This is a genomic window from Streptomyces sp. NPDC017202 (assembly GCF_044331705.1).
Classification (GTDB): domain Bacteria; phylum Actinomycetota; class Actinomycetes; order Streptomycetales; family Streptomycetaceae; genus Streptomyces.
This window is the reverse complement of record NZ_JBIRNP010000041.1, coordinates 1-20,368: the sequence shown is the minus strand read 5'-3', so window position 1 is coordinate 20,368 and position 20,368 is coordinate 1. Positions and strand designations below refer to the sequence as shown.

Here is a 20,368-nt window from a genome sequence, read left to right as displayed (position 1 = left end):
GCCGGGATCGATCCCGGCGGCCTGCGGGGCTCCCAGACCGGTGTGTTCACCGGCGTGATGTACAACGACTACAGCTCCCGCCTGCGCCAGGCGCCCGAAGAGGTGGAGGGGTATCTGGCCATCGGCAACTCGGCGAGTGTGGCGTCGGGCCGGGTGGCCTACCAGCTGGGTCTGCAGGGCCCCGCGGTCACCGTGGACACGGCGTGCTCGTCGTCGCTGGTGGCGCTGCACATGGCCGCCCAGTCCCTGCGCCGCGGAGAATGCGACCTCGCGCTCGCCGGCGGGGTGACCCTGATGTCCACCCCCTCGATGTTCGTCGAGTTCAGCCGTCAGCGGGGGCTGGCCCCCGACGGCCGGTGCAAGCCGTTCGCGCAGGCCGCCGACGGCACCGGCTGGAGCGAGGGCGCGGGCCTGCTGCTCGTGGAACGGCTCTCGGACGCCCGGCGCAACGGCCACCGGGTGCTGGCGGTGGTGAAGGGGTCGGCGGTCAACCAGGACGGCGCGAGCAACGGCCTGACCGCCCCCAACGGACCCGCCCAGGAACGGGTGATCGCCTCGGCGCTGGCGGACGCGGGCCTGTCCCCGGCCGACGTGGACGCCGTGGAGGCACACGGCACCGGCACCCGGCTCGGCGACCCCATCGAGGCCGGCGCGCTGCTGGCCACGTACGGGCAGGGACGACCGGACGAACGCCCGCTGCGGCTGGGATCGGTCAAGTCGAACATCGGGCACACGCAGGCGGCCGCCGGAGTCGCCGGCGTGATCAAGATGGTGAAGGCGATCGAGCACGGCGTCCTGCCCGCCTCCCTGCACGTCGACGCACCCAGCGAGTTCGTCGACTGGGGAAGCGGACGCGTGGAACTGCTCCGGGAAGCGGTCGCGTGGCCGGAGGTGGACCGTCCGCGCCGGGCCGGAGTCTCGGCGTTCGGCATCTCCGGGACCAACGCCCACGTGGTCCTGGAGCAGTTGGCGCCGGACGAGGCCGCGACCGGCCGGGCGGAGCCCGCCCGGCCGGCGGGACCGGTGCCGTGGATCCTGTCGGCGCGTTCCGCGCGGGCGCTGCGGGAACAGGCCGCCAACCTGGCCGCCGCCCTGCGGGACGGCCTCGCCGACGCCGACCCGGCAGCCGTCGCCCGCGCCCTCGCCACCACCCGCACCCGCTGGGATCACCGCGCGGCCGTCGTCGCCCGCGACGCCGAGGACTTCCACGCGGGACTCCAGGAGCTCGCCGGGGGCGGTTCGGCACCCGGCGTGCTCAGCGGCCTCGCCCGCCCCGGAGCGGTGGGCCACATGTTCACCGGGCAGGGCAGCCAGCGCCCCGGCACGGGGCGGGGCCTGTACGAGGCACATCCGGTCTTCGCCGCCGCCCTCAACGCGCTGTTCGCAGAGTTCGACCCTTACCTGGACCGTCCGCTGCGCGACATCCTCCTCGCCGAGCCCGGCACCCCCGAGGCCGCCCTGCTCGACACCACCGCCTACACCCAGCCGGCACTCTTCGCCCTGGAGGTCGCCCTCTTCCGCCTCCTCGAACACTTCGGCGTACGGCCGGACATGGTGCTCGGCCACTCCATCGGCGAGATCGTGGCGGCACACGTCGCCGGGGTGTTCTCCCTGCCCGACGCGGTCAAGCTCGTCGCGGCCCGGGGACGCCTCATGCAGGCGCTCGCCACGGGCGGCGCAATGGTCGCCGTCGAGGCGACCGAGAACGCGGTCCGCGAGGCGATCGAGCGTCAGGGCCACCCGCACGGCGTCGACGTGGCCGCCGTGAACGGCCCCGCCTCCGTGGTCCTGTCCGGGGACGCGGACGCCGTCGCCGAGGTCGCCCGCGCCCTCGCCGCGACCGGGAGCAGGACGAAGCAGCTGACGGTGAGCCATGCGTTCCACTCCTCCCACATGGACGCCATGCTGGACGAATTCCGCGCCGTCGCGGAGCAGCTCGACTACCGGCCCGCCACCCTCACCGTGATCTCCGCGCTCACCGGCGAACGCGCCACGGACGAGCAACTGGGCTCGGCCGACCACTGGGTGCGCCACGCGCGCGGCACGGTCCGGTTCGCCGACGCCGTGCGGAGCGCCCGCGAGGAGGGCGCCGAGATGCTGATCGAGCTCGGACCCGGCGCCGTGCTGACGCCCATGGCCCTGGACTGCCTGCCGGCCACGGATCCGCGCCCCGTCGTGATCCCGCTCCTGCGGGCCGACCAGCCCGAGGACCTCGCAGTGGCCCGCGCGCTGGCCCAGGCCCACGTGCACGGCGTCCCCGTCGACCTGCCCGCCTGGCTGGGGGCGGGTCCCGCCTCTCCCGACCTGCCGACCTACCCCTTCCAACGCGAGCGCTACTGGCTGGAGCCGGCCGCCGCGACCGCGGACGTCACGACCGCCGGACTCGAGGCCGCCCACCACCCGCTGCTGGGGGCGGTCCTGGACCACCCGGAGTCCGCCGGCCTGACCCTGACGGGCCGGATAGCCGCCGGTAACCCGGCCTGGCTCATCGACCACGCCGTCGCCGGAACGGTGCTCCTGCCGGGCACGGCCGTGCTCGACATGGTGCTGTACGCCGGCGTCCACGTCGGCCTGACCGAGGTGGCCGAGCTCCTGCTGGAGTCGCCGCTGGCCGTGCCCGCGAACGGGGACGTCCTGCTGCGGCTGGTCGTCGGCGAACCCCGGGAGGACGGCGACCGGACGGTGGCTCTGTACTCTCGGCCGGAGAACGCCGACACGTCCACCGCGTGGACCCGGCAGGCCACCGCACGCCTGAGCGCCGGGACTCCGACCCCGACGGACCCGGACCTGTTCCCGGAGCCGGGCCCCTGGCCGCCGGCCGGAGCAGAGCCCCTGCCCGTGGACGCGTTCTACGACGAACTCGCCGACATGGGGCTGCGCTACGGCCCGACGTTCCTGGGACTGCGCGCCGCCTGGCGGGACGCCGACGCCATCCTCGTGGAGGCCGAACTTCCCGGGACCACCGACCCGGACGAGTTCCTGATCCACCCCGCCCTCCTCGACTCCGCGCTGCACGGCTTCCTGCTCACCCGGTCGGAGCGCGGTACCGCGGACGGCACACCGGTGATGCCCTTCGCCTGGAGCGGCGCGCGGGTCGAAAGGACCGGCGCCACGTCGCTGCGGGCACGCATCACCCCGCTCGCCCCCGACCGGCTGCGGCTGGAGGCACGGGACCAGGACGGTCGGCTCGTCGCCCGCGTCGACTCCCTCACCACCCGGCCGGTGCCGACGGCCGACATCGCGGGCCTCATCCCGGGCGACCGGGGCGACCTGTACGTCATGGACTGGAGCGAACCGCCCGCACCGCAGGCGCCCCCGGCACGGCGCTGGGCCCTGCTGGGCGACCCGGCGGCGCTCGCCCCCGGATGCGCGGTGCCCGCCGGAACCGCCGCCTACCCGGACGTCGCGGCCCTGGCCCGCGCCGTCGATGCCACCGGCGTCGCACCCGACCTCGTCGTGCTCGCGGACCGGGCACCGTCCGCGGCCCCCGGGTCCGAGCCGGTGGAGCAGGCGGAGACCGTGCGCACGGAGCTGACGGGGCTCCTCGCGACGCTCCAGGCCTGGCTGGCCGAGGAAAGCCTGTCCCAGTGCCGCCTGATCGTCGTCACCCGCGGCGCGGAACCGGGCGCCGACCTGTCGAGCGCCGCACGGCGGGGCCTCGTACGGGCCGCGCAGCGCGAGCACTCCGATCGGTTCATACTGATCGACACCGACGGGCAGGACACCGCGCCGAACGTCTTCCGCGCCGCATGCCAGGGCGACGCACCGGAGACCGACCTGCGCGCCGGCACCGCCCGCGTCCCCCGTCTGGCACCGGTCGCCCGGACCGGTGACACCTTGCCGGCCACCCCGCTCGATCCCGACGGCACGGTCCTGGTCACCGGTGCCGGCGGCTCGCTGGGCCGCCAGGTGGCCCGCCACCTCGTCCACCGTCACGGGGCACGGCGCCTGCTGCTCGTCAGCCGCCGAGGCGCCGCGGCGCCGGGCACGACCGGACTGGAAGCCGAACTGACCGCGGCCGGCGCCCTGGTCACCACGGCGGCCTGCGACGTCGCCGACTCCGAGGCCCTGGCGGCCCTCCTGCGCACCGTGCCGGCCGACCACCCGCTCACCGGCGTCTTCCACACCGCGGGCGTGCTCGCGGACGGCGTCGTGGAGTCCCTGACACCCGACGACATCGACACCGTGCTGCGGCCCAAGACGGACGCCGCGCTCCATCTGCACCGGCTGACCCGCGAGGAAAACCTGAGCGCGTTCGTGCTGTTCTCCTCGATCGCTGGCGTCCTCGGCTCCGCCGGACAGGCCAACTACGCCGCTGCCAACGCGACGCTGGACGCCCTCGCCGAACAGCGCCGGGAGAGGGGCCTGCCCGCCACCTCCCTGGCGTGGGGCAGCTGGCTCGCCGAGGACGGCGGCGGCATGACCGGAACGCTCAGCGACGCGCAGCTGGCGCGCCTGCGCCGCACCGGAGTGGTCCCGCTCGCCGCACAGGACGCGCTCGCCCTGATGGACCGCGCTCTGACGCTGCCCCACCCGGTGCTGACGGCCGCCCGCCTCGATCCGCGCTCGCTCCGCGAGCAGGCGGACTCCGGCACCCTGCCCGCCGTCCTGCACGGCCTCGTGCCCGCCCGGCCGGTGCGTGCCGCGGCCGGACGCGGCACCCGGCCCGAACCCACCGGCGCCGAGACCCTCAGGCGCCGACTGGCGGGAGCGGACCTCGCCCAGCGGCGCGAGGTCCTGCTCGATGCGGTCCGCCGTGGGGCCGCGGCGGCCCTGGGACACACCGGCCCGGACGCCGTCCAGGCCGACCGGGGCTTCCTCGACATGGGCTTCAACTCGCTGACGGCGGTGGAGTTCCGCAACGACCTGGAACGGCTCAGCGGATTCCGGCTCGGCACCACCGTCATGTTCGACCACCCGACGCCGGAAGCGCTCGCCGACCACCTGCTGGCGCTGAGCAGGTCCGACGACCCGACACCGGCCTCTCGGGCGCTCGCCCCGCTCGACGAGTTCGCCCGCTCCCTGCCGGAACTGACCGACGACGAGGCCGTCCGCGCGTCCGCCGTGGAACGGCTCAGGGGACTGCTGCTGGCACTCGACCGGCCGGTCGTCGCCCAGGACGCCGCAGCCCCCGTCGCGGACAGCCTCGACGACGCCGGCGACGAGGAGATCTTCGACCTCATCGACCGTGAACTCGGGGCCTCCTGATGAGCCACCGAATGCCCTCCGAGCCTCCGAGAGGACGGACCAGCGTGCCGACCGAAGCGACCACAGCACCCACCTCCCCCGAACCAGCGGACTCGGAGCAGAACGCGACCGAACGCAGGCTGCGCGAATACCTGAAGCGGGTCACCGGCCAACTCCAGTTGGTCAAGGCCGAGTTGCGTACCCTCGACGACGCCAGGCACGAGCCGGTCGCGATCGTCTCGATGAGCTGCCGCTACCCCGGCGGCATCCAGACACCCGATGACCTGTGGCAGTTCGTCGCCGACGGCCGGGACGCGACCGGCGACTTCCCCGACAACCGCGGCTGGCACACCGACGCCCTCTACGACCCGGACCCGACGGCCCCCGGCCGCACCTACACCACACGCGGCGGCTTCCTGTACGACGCCGACCTGTTCGACCCCGAGTTCTTCGGACTCAACCCCCGGGAGGCGCTGGCCACCGACCCCCAGCAGCGGTTGCTCCTGGAACTGGCCTGGGAGGCCCTCGAACGGGCCGGCATTCCGCCACGGAGCCTGCGGTCGAGCGCCACGGGCGTCTTCACCGGCGTGATGTACAGCGACTACGCGGGCCGGCTGCGCCCCATGCCCAGTACCTTCGAGGGCTACCTGGGCAGCGGCAGCGCGGGCAGCGTCGCCTCGGGACGGGTCGCCCACACCTTCGACCTGCGCGGTCCTGCGGTCACCCTGGACACCGCCTGCTCCTCGTCCCTGACCGCCGTCCACCTCGCCGCCGAGTCCCTGCGCCGCGGCGAGACCACCCTCGCCCTGGCCGGCGGCGTCACCGTCATGGCCACCCCGGACACCTTCGTCGAGTTCAGCCGCCAGCGCGGTCTCGCCCCCGACGGCCGGTGCAAGCCGTTCTCCGCCCGCGCCGACGGCACCGCCTGGGGTGAGGGCGGAGGGCTCCTCGTCCTCGAACGGCTGTCGGACGCCGTACGCAACGGACACCCCGTTCTCGCCCTGGTCCGCGGCAGCGCCGTCAACCAGGACGGCACCAGCAGCCAGCTCACCGCCCCCAACGGACCGGCCCAGGAACAGGTCATCCGCCAGGCACTGGCGAACGCCCGCCTCACCCCCGCCGACGTGGACGCCGTCGAGGCACACGGCACCGGCACCACCCTCGGCGACCCGATCGAGGCCGGCGCGCTGATCAGCGTCTACGGCCGGGGCCGGGGCGCGGACGCCCCACTGAGCCTGGGCTCCGTCAAGTCCAATATCGGCCACACACAGGCCGCCGCCGGCGTGGCCGGCGTGATCAAGATGGTCATGGCCCTGCGCAACGACCTGCTGCCGCGCACGCTGCACGCCGAGGAGCCCTCGCCGCACGTCGACTGGTCCGCGGGCAGCGTCCGCCTCCTGACGGACCAGCGGCCCTGGCCTCGGCGCGGGCGTCCCCGCCGGGCGGGCGTGTCCTCCTTCGGGATCAGCGGCACCAACGCCCACGTCGTCATCGAGGAGGCGCCGCCCGCCGAAACGGCCGCCGCCCCGCCCCGGCCGACGGTCGCCACGGAGATGCCGCCGTGGATCCTGTCCGCGCGCACCGACGCCGCCCTGCGGGACCATGCCCGGCGGCTGCACACCTGGCTGGAGGGCGGCGTCACGGCCGACGACGCCGAGATCGCCGCCACCCTGGCGGGCGGCCGGTCCCTGCTGGAACATCGCGCCGTCCTCCTCGGCGAGGACCGCGACCAGATGCGGCAGGCCCTCGAGGCCCTCGGCGCCGGCCGCAGCAGCCGGCACCTGGTCGACGGCGCCGTCACCCCGGCCGGACGCACCGTCTTCGTCTTCCCCGGCCAGGGCACCCAGTGGGAGGGCATGGCCGGGGACCTGCTCGAACGCTCGCCCGTCTTCCGGAAGGCCCTGGAGGAGTGCGCCGAGGCGCTGGCCCCGCACACCGACTGGTCGCTGATCGATGCCGTGCGCGAGGGCGGCCGGTCCGAACTGCTGCAACGCGTGGACGTCGTGCAGCCCGCGCTCTTCGCGATGATGGTCGCCCTGAGCAGGCTGTGGCGGTCGGTCGGCATCGTGCCCGACGCGGTCGTCGGCCACTCCCAGGGCGAGATCGCCGCCGCCCACGTCGCGGGCGCGCTCGACCTCGACGACGCGGCGCGGGTCGTCGCCCTGCGCAGCCGCGCCCTGACCAGGCTCGCCGGCACGGGGGCGATGGCGTCGGTGCCCCTGCCCGCGGCCGAGGTCGCCCGGACGACGGCCGGGAGCCGGCCGGGAGTGGCGATCGCCGCCGTCAACGGTGTCTCCGCCACCGTCGTCGCGGGTGACCCCGAGTCCGTCGCCGGGCTGGTCGAGGCCTACCGGGCGGCCGGTGTGAAGGCCCGTCCGATCCCCGTCGACTACGCCTCGCACTCCCCGCACGTGGAGGCCATCAGGGACGAGGTCACCGGTGCCCTCGCGGGCCTGGCCCCACGGGCCGCCCACACCGCGTTCTACTCGACCGTCGAGGCCGGCCCGGTCGAGACGACGACCCTGGACGCCGAGTACTGGTACCGCAACCTCCGTCGGCCCGTCCGGTTCGAGGAGACCACGCGACGCCTCACCGAGGACGGCTACGGCGTGTTCGTGGAGTCCAGCCCGCACCCGGTCCTCACCACCGCCGTCCAGGAAACCGCCGAGGCGGCCGGGGCGACCGTGTTCACCGTCGGCACCCTGCGCCGCGACGAGCCCGCCGGCCGCCGGTTCCTCACCTCCGCCGCCGAACTGCACACCCAGGCCGCCGACGTCGACTGGCGGGCCGTCCAGTGCGCCGCGCCGCCCTGGCAGGCGCCCGTGCCGACGTACCCCTTCCAGCGCCGCCGCCTGTGGATCGACACCCCCGACGGCGCCGTCGACGCCCCCGCGCTGGGCCTCCAGGACACGCCGCACCCCCTGCTCGGCGCCGCCCTGAGCACCGCCGAGACCGGCGCCACGGTCCTGTCCGGCCAGCTCTCGCGGAGCACCCACCCCTGGCTGGGCGGACACGCCGTCGCCGGCACCGTGCTGCTCCCCGGAACCGCCCTGCTCGACCTCGCCCTGCACGCAGCCGCACAGACCGGCTGCGCCGGAGTCGAGGAACTCACCCTGGAAGCACCGATGGTGCTGCCCGAGGACGGCGCGATCCACATCCAGGTGGCCGTCACCACCGACGCCGACGGACGGCGCCGCGTCACCGTCCACTCCCGGCCCGCGCAGGACGACGATTCGGGCCAGTGGACCCGCCACGCCTGCGGCCTGCTCGCCGAGAACCCCGCCGAGGAGACGGACACGGCGGGCCCCGGCGCCGCCTGGCCGCCGCCCGGCACCCGCCTCGTCGACCTGACGGACGCCTACGACCGCCTCGCCGACCTCGGGTACCGGTACGGCGGGGCCTTCCGCGGCCTGCGCACCCTGTGGCGTGACGACACCCACCTGTACGCCGAGGTGGAACTGCCCGCCGAGACCGACGTCACCGGCCACGGCGTCCACCCCGCCCTGCTCGACGCCTGTCTGCACTCCCTCCTCACCGAGGAGGACACCGCCGAGGGCATCCGGCTGCCGTTCCACTGGCGCGACGTGCGCCTGCACGCCACCGGCGCCCGCACGCTACGGGTCAGGCTCAGCCCCGCCGGAGAGGACGCCCTCGCCCTGCTCGCCGTGGACACCGACGGACGGACGGTGCTCACCGCCGCCGCACTGACCCTGCGCCGCATCGATCCCGCCCGGCTCGCCGCGACCGCGCAGCAGGCCGGCGACGGCATGTTCCACCTGGACTGGACGGCACTGCCCGAGCAGGGGACCACCCGGCCCCCCACACCCGGCTGGGCCGTCGTGGCCGTCCCCGTGACCGGCGGCCGGGCCGCGGCGGAAGAAGCCGCGCTGCGGATCGCCGACCCCACCACGAGCCCGGGACCGCTCCCGTGCCACCGCGGCCTGCCGGCCCTGCGTGCCGGGGCCGACAGCGCAGCCCCCGCACCGGACACGGTGCTGACCATAGTGCCGCGCACCCCGGAGGCCGACCCGGCCGAGCACACCCACACCCTGACCGCCGCCGTGCTCGGCCTGCTCCAGCAATGGCTGGCCGACGAGACGCACGCCCACGCCCGGCTCGTGCTCATCACCCGCGGGGCCGTCGCCACGGGAGCCGGGGAACCGGCCCCCGACCTCGCCGGAGCCGCCGTCTGGGGCCTGGTCGGGGCAGCGCTGGCCGAGAACCCCGACCGGTTCGTCCTGCTCGACGTCGACGACGCCTCCTGGGACGCCGTCCCCGCCGCCCTCGCCACCGGCGAGCCGCGGCTCGCCCTGCGCGCCGGGACCCCGCTGCGCCCCCGCCTGGCCCGTGACACGGGACCCCACCCCGACCTGGAGGTCCCCGAGGACCGACGGCCGTGGCGGCTGGACCTCTCCGAACGCGGCAGCCCCGACAACGTCGTCCTCGCCGCCTGCCCGGAACTCGGGCAGCCGCTCGAACCCGGCCAGGTGAGGGTGGCCCTGCGGGCGGCCGGCCTCAACTTCCGCGACGTACTGATCTGTCTCGGGATGTACCCGGGCGACGGACGGATGGGTGGTGAGGGCGCGGGCGTCGTTCTGGAGGCCGGTCCCGGAGTCACCGGCCTGCGGCCGGGCGACCGCGTGCTGGGGCTCATCACCCACGGCACCGGACCGGTGACCGTCACCGACCACCGCATGCTGATCCGCATGCCCGACAGCTGGTCCTTCGCCCAGGCCGCCACCGTCCCCATCGTCTTCCTCACCGCCTACTACGGGCTGCGGGACCTCGCCGGCGCACGACCGGGGCAGCGGCTGCTGCTGCACGCGGCGACCGGCGGCGTCGGCATGGCCACCCTTCAACTCGCCGAGCACTGGGGACTCGACGTGCTCGCCACCGCCAGTCCCGGCAAGTGGCCGGTGCTGCGCCGTCTCGGTGTCCCCGACGAGCACATCGCTTCCTCCCGCGACCTCGGCTTCGAGGCCATGGTCGCCGAGCGGACCGGCGGGCAGGGCGTGGACATCGTCCTCGACTCGCTGGCAGGTGAGTTCGTCGACGCCTCCCTGCGCTGCCTGCGGCCCGGCGGCCGGTTCGTGGAAATGGGCAAGACCGACGTCCGCGACGCCGACACCGTCGCCCGTGACCACCACGGCGTCCACTACCGGGCGTTCGACCTCCTCGACGCCGGCCCGGAGCGGATCGGGGAGATGCTCGCCGACCTCGCCCGGCTCTTCGCCGACGGCGTGCTCTCCCCGCTCCCGGTGCACAGCCGGGACGTCCGTCAGGCGCGGGAGGCCCTGCGCTTCCTCAGCCAGGCCCGGCACACCGGAAAACTGGCGCTCGCGCTGCCCGCGCCGCCCGACGCCGACGGCACCGTGCTGCTCACCGGGGGCACCGGCACCCTTGGCGGCATCGTCGCCCGGCACCTCGTACGGGACCGCGGCGTCACCCGCCTGGTCCTCGTCGGCCGCCGGGGACCCGACGCCCCCGGCGCCGCCGACCTGGTACGCGACCTGACCGGGCTCGGCGCGCACGTCACCGTCGCCGCCTGCGACGCCGCCGACGCCCGGCAGCTCGAGGCCCTGCTGGCGGACATACCGCCCGCCCACCCGCTGACCGCGGTCATCCACCTCGCCGGAGTGCTCGACGACGCCACCGTCCCCCACCTCACCGACGTCCAGCTGCACTCCGTGCTGCGCGCCAAGGTCGACGCGGCGTGGAACCTGCACCGGCTCACCGAACACCTGGACCTCTCCGCCTTCGTCCTCTTCTCGTCCCTGGCCTCGACCGTCGGCGCGCCGGGACAGGCCAACTACGCGGCGGCGAACGCGTTCCTGGACGCGCTGGCCCAGCACCGGGCGGCCCGCGGGCTGCCGGCGCGTTCCCTGGCGTGGGGCCTGTGGTCGGAAGCCTCCGGAATGACCGGCCACCTCGACGGGGGCGACCAGGCCCGGCTGCGGCGCACCGGTGTCCTGCCCCTGAGTGAGGAGACCGCCCTGCACCTGCTGGACACCGCCATGGACTGCGGCCACACGACGGTCGTCCCGGCGCTCTTCGACACCGCGGCACTGCGCCGGCAGGCCGAGAGCGGGATGCTGCACCCCGTCCTGCGCGACCTGGTCCGCCACACGCCGAGGCAGGCCGCCGGCACCGCGGCGGCAGCCGAGAGCCTGGCGCCCCGGCTGGACGCGGCCGATCCGGCCGAGCGCCGGCGGCTGGTGCTGGAGACGGTCCGGGAGAACGCGGCGCTCGTCCTCGGCCACGACTCGTCGGACGCCGTCCTGGTCACCCAGCCGTTCAAGGAACTCGGCTTCGACTCGCTCACCGCGGTGGAACTGCGCAACCGGCTGAACCGGGCCACGGGGCTGCGCCTGCCGGCCACGGTCGTCTTCGTCCACCCCACCCCGGCCGAACTCGCCGACCACCTGCTCGGCGAACTCGCCCCCCGGTCGGCGGACCAGGCGCTGCTCGCCGACCTGAGCGACCTCGAGGCGAGGCTCGCCACCGAGGGACCCGGCACCACCGAGGTACGGGACGAGGTCCTGTCCCGACTGGAGGCGCTGGCGCGGCGGCTGCGCCCGGACCCGGCGGAGGCGGCCGGGCCCGAGGCACCGGAGACGGAGATCCACAGCGCCGCGACGGAGGAGATCTTCGCCCTGATCGACCGGGAGCTCGGACGGTGAGCGGGGACCGTGCAGACCACACCACCGGGGAGGGCGGCCCAGCCGTGACCGAAGAAGGCAAGCTCACCGAATACCTCAAACGCGTCACCGCCGACCTCATCAAGTCCCGTCGGCGGGTGCGGGAACTGGAGACGGAACGCCAGGAACCGATCGCCGTCGTCGGCATGGCCTGCCGCTATCCCGGAGGGGTTCAGTCCCCGGAGGACCTGTGGCACCTCGTCGACTCCGGCACGGACGCCGTCACACCGTTCCCGCGCGACCGGGGCTGGGACATCGAGCACATCCACCACCCCGACCCCGAGCACTCCGGCACCAGTTACGTCGACCGTGGTGGATTCCTTTACCAGGCGGGTGAGTTCGACAACGCCTTCTTCGGGATGAGCCCCCGTGAGGCCCTGGCCACCGACCCCCAGCAGCGGCTGCTGCTGGAGATCACCTGGGAGGCCGCCGAGCGGGCCGGCATCGATCCGGCCGCGCTCAAGGGCAGCGACACCGGGGTGTACGTCGGAGTCATTGCCCAGGACTACGGCCCGGTGACCCCGCACGGCGTCCCCGCCGGCATCGAGGGGTTCGCCGTCGGCAACCAGACCAGCGTGGCCTCCGGGCGGATCGCCTACACGCTCGGCCTCAAGGGGCCCGCGATCACCTTGGACACCGCCTGCTCCTCCTCCCTGGTCTCGATCCACCTGGCCGTCCAAGCGCTGCTGAACCGCAGCTGCTCCCTCGCGTTCGCCGGCGGCGCCACGGTGCTTCCCAGCCCTCGCGGGTTCATAGAGTTCAGCCGGCAGCGTGGCCTGGCCCCCGACGGCCGCTGCAAGCCGTTCGCCGCCGCCGCGGACGGCACCGCCTGGGCCGAGGGCGCCGGAGTGCTCCTGCTGGAGCGGCTCTCCGACGCCCGCCGCAACGGCCACCGGGTGCACGCGGTGATCGTCGGCAGCGCCGTCAACCAGGACGGGGCCAGCAACGGCCTGACCGCCCCCAGCGGCCCCGCCCAGGAACAGGTGATCCGCCAGGCCCTGGCCGACGCCCGGCTGCTCACCGCCGACATCGACGTCGTGGAGGCGCACGGCACCGGGACCCCGCTCGGCGACCCCATCGAGGCCGACGCGCTGCTCGCCACCTACGGGCAGGGCAGACCGGCGGACCGGCCGCTGTGGCTCGGTTCGGTGAAGTCCAACCTCGGGCACACCCAGGCGTCCGCCGGGGTGTGCGGGGTGATCAAGATGGTGGAGGCCATGCGGCACGGCCGCCTGCCGCGGACTCTCCATGTCGACGCGCCGTCGCCGCACGTGGACTGGTCGGCGGGCGCGGTCAGGCTGCTCACCGAACAGGTCCCCTGGCCAGCGGTGGACCGTCCGCGCCGGGCCGCCGTCTCCTCCTTCGGCATCAGCGGCACCAACGCCCACCTGATCGTCGAACAGGCCCCCGAACCGGAGCCCGCCCCGCGGGAATCCGCCACCGGCGAGCCCACCACCCAGCCCTGGGTCCTCTCCGCGCGCACCGAGTCCGCCCTGGCCGACAGCGCCAGGCGGCTCCTGCACCACCTGCGGACCCGGCCCGAGGAGACGCCCGCCCGCATCGGCTGGGCGCTGGCGTCGACCCGCTCGTCCTTCGAACACCGCGCGGTGGTCGTCGGAACGGACCGCGCCTCCTTCATCGACGGCCTGCGCGCCCTCTGCGAGCACGGCACCTCACCGCGGCTGCGCACGGGCACCGCCGCCGCGCCGCCGCGCACGGCGTTCCTGTTCTCGGGCCAGGGCGGCCAGCGCCTCGGCATGGGCCGGGAACTCCACTCCGCCTACCCGGCCTTCGCCACCGCCTTCGACGAGGCCTGCGAGGCCCTGGACCGACACCTTTCGCGGCCGCTGCGGGACGTCGTCCGGGCGTCGGGCAACGGGCCGGACGCCGATCTGCTGGACCGCACCGAGTACGCGCAGCCTGCCCTGTTCGCCCTCCAGGTCGCCCTGTTCCGGCTGCTGGCCGCCTTCGGCGTGCACCCGGACCACCTGATCGGGCACTCGGTCGGCGAGCTGGCCCTCGCGCACTGCGCCGGCATGCTCTCGCTGGAGGACGCCGCCATGCTGGTCGCGGCCCGTGGCCGGCTGATGCAGGCCCTGCCCGACGGCGGCGCGATGATCGCCGTCGAAGCCACCGAGCAGGAGGTGCGCGAGGCCGTGGCCGGCCTGGAGGGCCGGCTCGGCATCGCCGCCGTCAACGGTCCCCGGGCCGTGGTCCTGTCCGGAGCGGCGGACGAGACGGAGCGGATCGCGGAGCGGTGGCGTGTCCAGGGTCGTCAGGTCCGCCGCCTCACCGTCAGCCACGCCTTCCACTCCCCGCTGATGGACCCCGTCCTCGACGACTTCCGCCGGGTCGTCGCCAAGGTCGACTTCCACGAGCCCCGGATCGCGATCGTCTGCGGCAGCACCGGGGCGAGCGCCGACGAACGGCTGCGCTCGCCGGAGTACTGGGTGGAGCATCTGCGCGGCACGGTGCGCTTCCACGACGGTCTGACGCGGCTGCGCGAACTGGGCACCGAGGCGTATGTGGAACTCGGCCCCGACGGCGTGCTCGCCGCGCTGGTCCAGCGAACGCCGTCCTTCGCCGCCCCCGCGGACTCGCAGGCCGGGCCGGGCACGGCACGGGTGGTCACGCCGCTGCTGCACCGCGACCGGCCGGAGCCCGAGACCCTGCTCACCGCGCTGGCCGCGCTCCACGTCGAGGGAACCGAAGTCTCCTGGCGTCCCGCCTTCGGCGGGATTCCCCCGGCGCCGGCCGAGTTGCCGACCTACCCCTTCCAGCGCAGGCGCTACTGGCTGCCCTCGATCCCCGCCGAGGACCAGCCGCGCCGGGACCGGTTCTGGACGGCTGTCGACCGTGGCGACGTCGAGGAGGTCGCCCGGATCCTGGGCGGGGACGCCGACCGTCCGCGCACCCTGGCCGACCTCGTCGCCGGCCTCTCCGCCTGGCGCGAACGCCCCGGGACCGCCGCGCCCGCCGACTGCGTCGTGCACCGGACGGCCTGGCCGTGGACGGCCGTGCCCGGCGTGCCGCTCCTGACCGGTCGCTGGCTCGCCGTGTTCCCCCGGAGCGGTGCGCACGACCCGTACCTGTCCGCGGTCACCGCCGCCCTGACCCGCGCCGGCGCGGAGGTGGTCGCCGTCGTCCTCGACGCCGGCGCGGACGTGGCTGCTGCCCTGCGTGCCGCGCTCGGCACCGCCACGGGGGCGGACGCGCAGACCCCGGACGTGGCCGGTGTCCTCTCGCTGATCGCCTGCCACGCGCGGACGGAGGACCTCGTCGAGGCCGCCCCGTCGGAACTCCTGACGACCCACCGCCTCGACGCGGCCCTCGCGGAGGTTCTCCTGGACGTGCCGTTGTGGTGCGTCACCCGGGCGGCCGTAGACCCCGACGGTCACCGGACCGGCACCGCCGCCGCCCTGCTGTGGGCGCTCGGAGAGACGCGGCGCTCCGCCAGGACACCGTGGTACGGGCTCGTCGACCTGCCGGAGAGGCCCACCCGGCGCGAACTGGACTGGCTCGTCGCGGTGCTGGCCGACCCGACGGGACCGGACCACGTGGCCCTGCGCCCCGGCGGGGTGCGGGTGCGGCGCCTGGTCCGCGACACGGCGTCGCCGTCGGCCGCGGCACCGGCCCTGACCGGCACCGTCGTGATCACGGACGGGGGCGCCCGGCCGACCAGAGCGGCGGCACGCTGGGCGGCGGAACGCGGCGCCGACCACGTCCTGGTGCTCTCCCGGCCCGGCCGGGCCTTCGCCCCCACGGAGGATCCGGCCGGCCTGACGCACGGCTGCCCCACGACGGTCGTCCCCTGCGACCTCGCCGACCGGTCCCGGCTGGCCGCCGCCCTCGCGGCCGTACCGTCCGAGCACCCGCTCGGCGCGGTCCTGCACCTCGGCCCGGCCGGTGACTCGTGGGACCCCGCAGACCAGGGCCTCGACATCCGCGCCGCGGCCGACGCCGCGCGCAACCTGGACGACCTCACACGGGAACGGCCGCCCGCGCACTTCGTACTGTTCTCCCCGTTCACCAGCCCGCTCGACGGCGGCAGCCGGATCGAGCACGCCCTCCTGCACGCCGTCCACGACGCGCTGGTACTGCGGCGCCGAGCGGCCGGGGCAGCCGGGATCAGTGTGGCTCGGGCGGCGACGGACGCTGCCGGGTCCGACCTGACGGCCGCACTGGACCGCGCGCTCGGCGGCGGCGAGCCCTCGCTCGTGGCCGCCCCCGTCCCGCTCACCCAACTGCTCACCGAGTACGCGGGGCGGTCGGCCCATCCGCTGCTGCGCGACCTGTTCGACGCGGCACCGGGGGACCGCGATCCGGGCGCCGCGGGCGGCCGCAACAAGGTCACCGCGCACCTGGCCGAACTGCTGGCCGAGGAACGGCAGGGCGCGCTGCTGTCCCTGGTGCGAAGGAGCACCGCGTTCGCCCTCGGGCACAGCACCGTCGACGCCGTGCCCGAGGACGCGACCTTCGTGGACCTGGGACTCACCTCGTTCACGGCCTTCGAACTGCGCAACAGGCTCGTCGAGGTCACGGGCATCGAGCTGCCGCTCTCGGAGATCTTCGAGCACCCCAGTCCGTCGGCGCTCGCGGGCTACTTGCACGCGGCGTTCGAGGGCGTGACCGCCGCCTGAGGGGTCTCGGCGGAAGGATGCGAGAAGACGGGCAGGGCGGCCCCGATGACACGAATACACAAGGACACGAGGACGGTCAGAAAGGGAGTGACGGGCATCGTGCATGCCGCTGACGTGAACATCGACGCCGATGTGGTGGTGGTCGGAGGAGGGCCCGTCGGACTGTTCCTGGCAGCCGAACTGGGGCTGGCCAGTGCCTCGGTGGTGGTCGTCGAGAAGCTCGGCCGGCTCGGCCGCGCCGACAGTCCCGCCCTGCGCGGAGTCACCACGCGCACGATGCGCACCCTCACCCTGCGCGAGCTGGACCGGCCGGTCGTCCGGGCCGCCGAGCAGGCCTTGCGCGGGCTGATCGGCCGGGCGACCGGACCGGACGCCCAGCGGGCGACGCACCGGCCGGTGGACGGCCAGGTCACCTCCACGACCCTGGGCAGCGGCGGGATCACCAAGGGGCACATCGGCATGGTGCCGCTGACCGACCCGGCCGGTGAGTTCTCCGAGGTGGCTCTGCTGCCGGTGCCGTACGCCGCCCTGCGGGAGGTGTTCGCGCAGCACGCCGTCCGGCACGGCGTCGAGATCGTCCGGGGGCGCGCCGTCACGGACCTCGCCACCGACCCGGAGGGCGTGACCGCCTGTCTCGACGACGGGCAGCGCATCCGCGGCCGCTATCTGGTGGGGGCGGACGGCGGACGCAGCGTGGTGCGGCGCCTGGCCGGGTTCGACTTCCCCGGCACCGATCCCACCCTGTTCGCCGTCGGCGGCGAGGACGTGGTCCTGCTGGACCCGGAGAAGCTGCCGCACGGCTTCACCAGGACGGCACGCGGCGTCCTCATGGTCGATGTCGTCCCCGGCCAGATCGTCGCCCTCGAACACGGCACACCGCCCGCCGCGCGTCCGGCACCCGTGACCCGGGAGGAACTCCAGACGGTGCTGCGCCGGGTGAGCGGAACGGACGTCACGGTGACCGCCGTCGGTGCGCCGTTCCGCTACAGCGACAACGCCCGGCAGAGCTCGACCTACCGGCGCGGCCGGGTACTGCTGGCCGGCGACGCGGCGCACGTCCACTCGCCGTTCGGTGGGCAGGGAATCAACCTGGGCATCCAGGACGCGGCCAACCTCGGCTGGAAACTGGCCCGGGTCGCCCGCGGCACGGCACCGGCGGAGCTCCTGGACACCTACACCGCCGAACGGCATCACGTGGCGGCCCGGGTGCTGCGCAACTCGCGCGCGCAGACGGCCCTGCTGCGGTACGGGCCGGAGGTGGACGCGCTGCGCGAACTCGTCACCGACCTGGTGGAACTCCCGCAGGCCAAGGCGCTGTTGATCGGCATGGTGCACGCCCTGGACGTCACCTACGGCAGCGACGGCGGACATCCGCTCGTCGGTACGTTCGTGCCGGAGCTGGTGACCACCCGTGCCGGGAGCGGCACCGGACCGGCCGACTGCCTCGCGGACGGCCGTGGACTGCTGGTGGGCGCCGCGGACGCGTCCGACCTGCGGGGGATCACGCAGGTGCGCGACGACGTCCGCTGGGCCGAGGGGCGGTGCCCCGGCCATCCGGAGGTGGCCGCGCTGCTCGTCCGCCCGGACGGGTACGTCGCCTGGGCGCGCGACCACGGCGACGAGCACGACTCGCCGTCCGCGGCGCTGGACCGCTGGTTCGGCTCGTGCCCGGCGGAGACCGCGAGAGCCTGAACCGCCCCGGCGTATCGCTTCAGAGGAAATTTGGCGCACTTGGGCACAGTGCTGCCATGTTCCCGCACATCGGCTGCTGCCTCCGGTTTCTCTACGACGCCCTGGTCGCCCTCGGCCAGTGCTGGTTCCAGATCCCGCCCCCGCCCCCGGTCCTGACCGGGCCTTCGCCGGGCCACCCCGAGCGGCTGTGCCCGCCGGGCTCGGAGAGCGAGGCTGAGCACATGCTGTTCCGCCGGCTGCAGTCGCAGACGGCTCGGCACCGGTCGGCCGGACAACACCATATGACGACTTCAGGACGCCGCCCGAGGGCGGCGTCACGTCGAGAGAAGGAGCACGGCACATGACCCCTCAGCGACTGTCCCCCGACGACCCGCAGGAAATCCTCGACGTGGCCAATCGGTTCGCCGAAGCACAGGCGCTGCTCGCTGCGGTGGAACTCGGATTCTTCACGGCCCTGCGCGGGGGCGGGGCGACGGCGGACGAGCTGTGCCGTCGGCTGCAGCTGGATCCGCAGCCGGTGGCGGACTTCCTGCACCTGCTGATCGCCCTGGGCCTCCTTGAGAAGGACGGCGACAAGTTCCGCGACAGTGAGGCGGCGGAACGCTTTCTGGTCGAGGGGGAGCCCGGCTACATGGGCAGCTCGCTGGGGTACTACAGCCGCCTGATGTATCCGTCGTGGGGCGGAGTGGCGGGTGCGCTGCGGGGCACGTCGGACGAGAGCGGCGACGGGCCCCGGGGCGACGACTGGACCAGTGGGTTCTACGCCTCGGTGGTGGGCCGGCCGGACACGCTGGAGGACTTCCTCGACGGGCTGGACTCCTACAACTCCGTTCCGGGGGAGCTTCTGGCCGAGGCGGTCGACTGGTCCGGGTACCGCAGCGTCCTCGACGTCGGCGGCGCCCGCGGCCATCACGCGTCGCACATCGCCCGGATCGCCCCGCACCTGGAGGTGGGTGTTTTCGATCTTCCTCAGCTCAAGACGCAATTTGCGGAGTTGACGGCCAAGAGGGGGGTGTCGGAGCGCACGCGCTTCCACGGCGGCGACTTCTTCACCGACGCACTGCCGGCGGCGGACGTCGTCGTCTTCGGCGACGTCCTGCACAACTGGTCTCCCGACGTCCGCCGGATGCTGGTCCGCAAGGCGGCGCAGGCCGTCAACCCGGGGGGACTCCTGCTGGTGTTCGACCGGATGATGGACGACCAGCGCTCCGACAAGGCGAAGCTCATCGCCAGCCTCAGCATGTTCCTGGCCACGCGGGGCGGTGGCTCCGAGTACCTGGAGTCCGAGTGCCGTGGCTATCTCACCGAGGCCGGCTTCGACGGCATCACGGCGCGGCCCTTCGGCACCGCGGGCCATGTGCTGGTCATCGGTGGCAAGCCGCGCTGAGCCGCGGGGGGACATGACGAAGGCTGCGGAGGCGGACCGCCTCCGCAGCCTTCGTCATGTCCGTCAGGCGTGCAGGTGGATGCGCAGGTTGACGGTCATGGTGGAGACCGGGAGGATCAGGCCCCACTCCCGGGTGCCGGTCAGCCCGAGGAACTTGCCGCCGGTGCCGATGGCCGGGAACCGCGCCCACTCGCCGCCGAGCATGAGCTGCCGGTCGATGGTCCCGCTGGAGCGCAGGGTGCCGTCGGGCAGCTCGATGGCCTCCTCGTAGTGGGTCATCAGGTGCCCGTTCGGGGCGACGTGCGTGGCGGTCACCATGCCCACGGTGTGCCCGATCGTCGCGCCGTCGGCGTCGTAGATCTCGTCGAAGTACACGATGGCGTCCCCGACCTTCTGGATGGGGAGCGGCTCGTTCTGGCCGATGTAGTGGTACTTGACGGTCTTCTCCGTCACGTTGTCGATGACGATGTTCTCCATGGCACTCCCTGAGGTCGGCAGGACGACGGCACTTCCGGAACGACGTCCATCGTCGAGTCGGGCGCTAAAGGCCCCCTTTCGCCGGTCTTTCGCAGCCGGGCGGGGAGTGCCGTCCGGGAGAACGCCGTGGGGGGGGGGGGGGGGGGGTGGGGGGCGGGGGGGGGGGGGGGGGGGGGGGGGGGGGGGGGGGGGGGCCGCGGGCGGGGGGGGGGCCCCCCCCCCCCCCCCCCCCCACGGCAGGCAGACGGCGCGGCTGGCCCGCGCCCGGCTGGCATCCGCCAACCAGG

General features: G+C 74.5%; 7 protein-coding genes. 6 read left to right on the top strand and 1 reads right to left on the bottom strand.

Going from position 1 to position 20,368, the window contains the following annotated elements; genetic code table 11:
- The 6 genes from ACH4N1_RS34690 to ACH4N1_RS34665 all read left to right on the top strand — a co-directional run.
- A partial coding sequence (locus tag ACH4N1_RS34690; RefSeq protein WP_398104469.1) for a type I polyketide synthase occupies nucleotides 1-5,208 on the top strand: 5,208 nt, incomplete at its 5' end.
- 44 nt (nucleotides 5,209-5,252) lie between these two features.
- On the top strand, nucleotides 5,253-11,867 hold the full coding sequence (locus tag ACH4N1_RS34685) for a type I polyketide synthase (RefSeq protein ID WP_398104467.1): 6,615 nt from the start codon (nucleotides 5,253-5,255) through the stop codon (nucleotides 11,865-11,867).
- 44 nt (nucleotides 11,868-11,911) lie between these two features.
- Nucleotides 11,912-16,525, top strand: a complete 4,614-nt coding sequence (locus ACH4N1_RS34680; RefSeq protein ID WP_398104465.1) for a type I polyketide synthase — start codon at nucleotides 11,912-11,914, stop codon at nucleotides 16,523-16,525.
- Between the two features lie 99 nt (nucleotides 16,526-16,624).
- Entirely contained in the window at nucleotides 16,625-18,217 is a 1,593-nt protein-coding gene (locus ACH4N1_RS34675) for an FAD-dependent monooxygenase (protein ID WP_398104463.1), read from the top strand.
- A 56-nt stretch (nucleotides 18,218-18,273) separates the two neighbouring features.
- Entirely contained in the window at nucleotides 18,274-18,561 is a 288-nt protein-coding gene (locus ACH4N1_RS34670) for a DUF6059 family protein (protein ID WP_398104461.1), read from the top strand.
- The gene (locus ACH4N1_RS34665; protein ID WP_398104459.1) at nucleotides 18,558-19,604 is read left to right on the top strand and encodes a methyltransferase; all 1,047 of its coding nucleotides are present in this window, start codon (nucleotides 18,558-18,560) and stop codon (nucleotides 19,602-19,604) included. Before ACH4N1_RS34670 ends, ACH4N1_RS34665 begins: the two co-directional genes overlap by 4 nt.
- Nucleotides 19,605-19,667: 63 nt before the next feature.
- On the opposite strand, the gene ACH4N1_RS34660 is transcribed toward ACH4N1_RS34665, so the two are convergent.
- Nucleotides 19,668-20,081: a hypothetical protein gene (locus tag ACH4N1_RS34660; RefSeq protein WP_398104457.1), complete on the bottom strand. Its 414-nt coding sequence runs from the start codon at nucleotides 20,079-20,081 to the stop codon at nucleotides 19,668-19,670.
- Between the last annotated feature and the right edge of the window lie 287 nt (nucleotides 20,082-20,368).

Excerpts from the sequence above, each read along its gene's own strand:
- ACH4N1_RS34670 (WP_398104461.1), top strand. The coding sequence starts at position 18,274 with ATGTTCCCGCACATCGGCTGCTGCCTCCGGTTTCTCTACGACGCCCTG.
- ACH4N1_RS34665 (WP_398104459.1), top strand. The coding sequence starts at position 18,558 with ATGACCCCTCAGCGACTGTCCCCCGACGACCCGCAGGAAATCCTCGAC.
- ACH4N1_RS34660 (WP_398104457.1), bottom strand. The coding sequence starts at position 20,081 with ATGGAGAACATCGTCATCGACAACGTGACGGAGAAGACCGTCAAGTAC.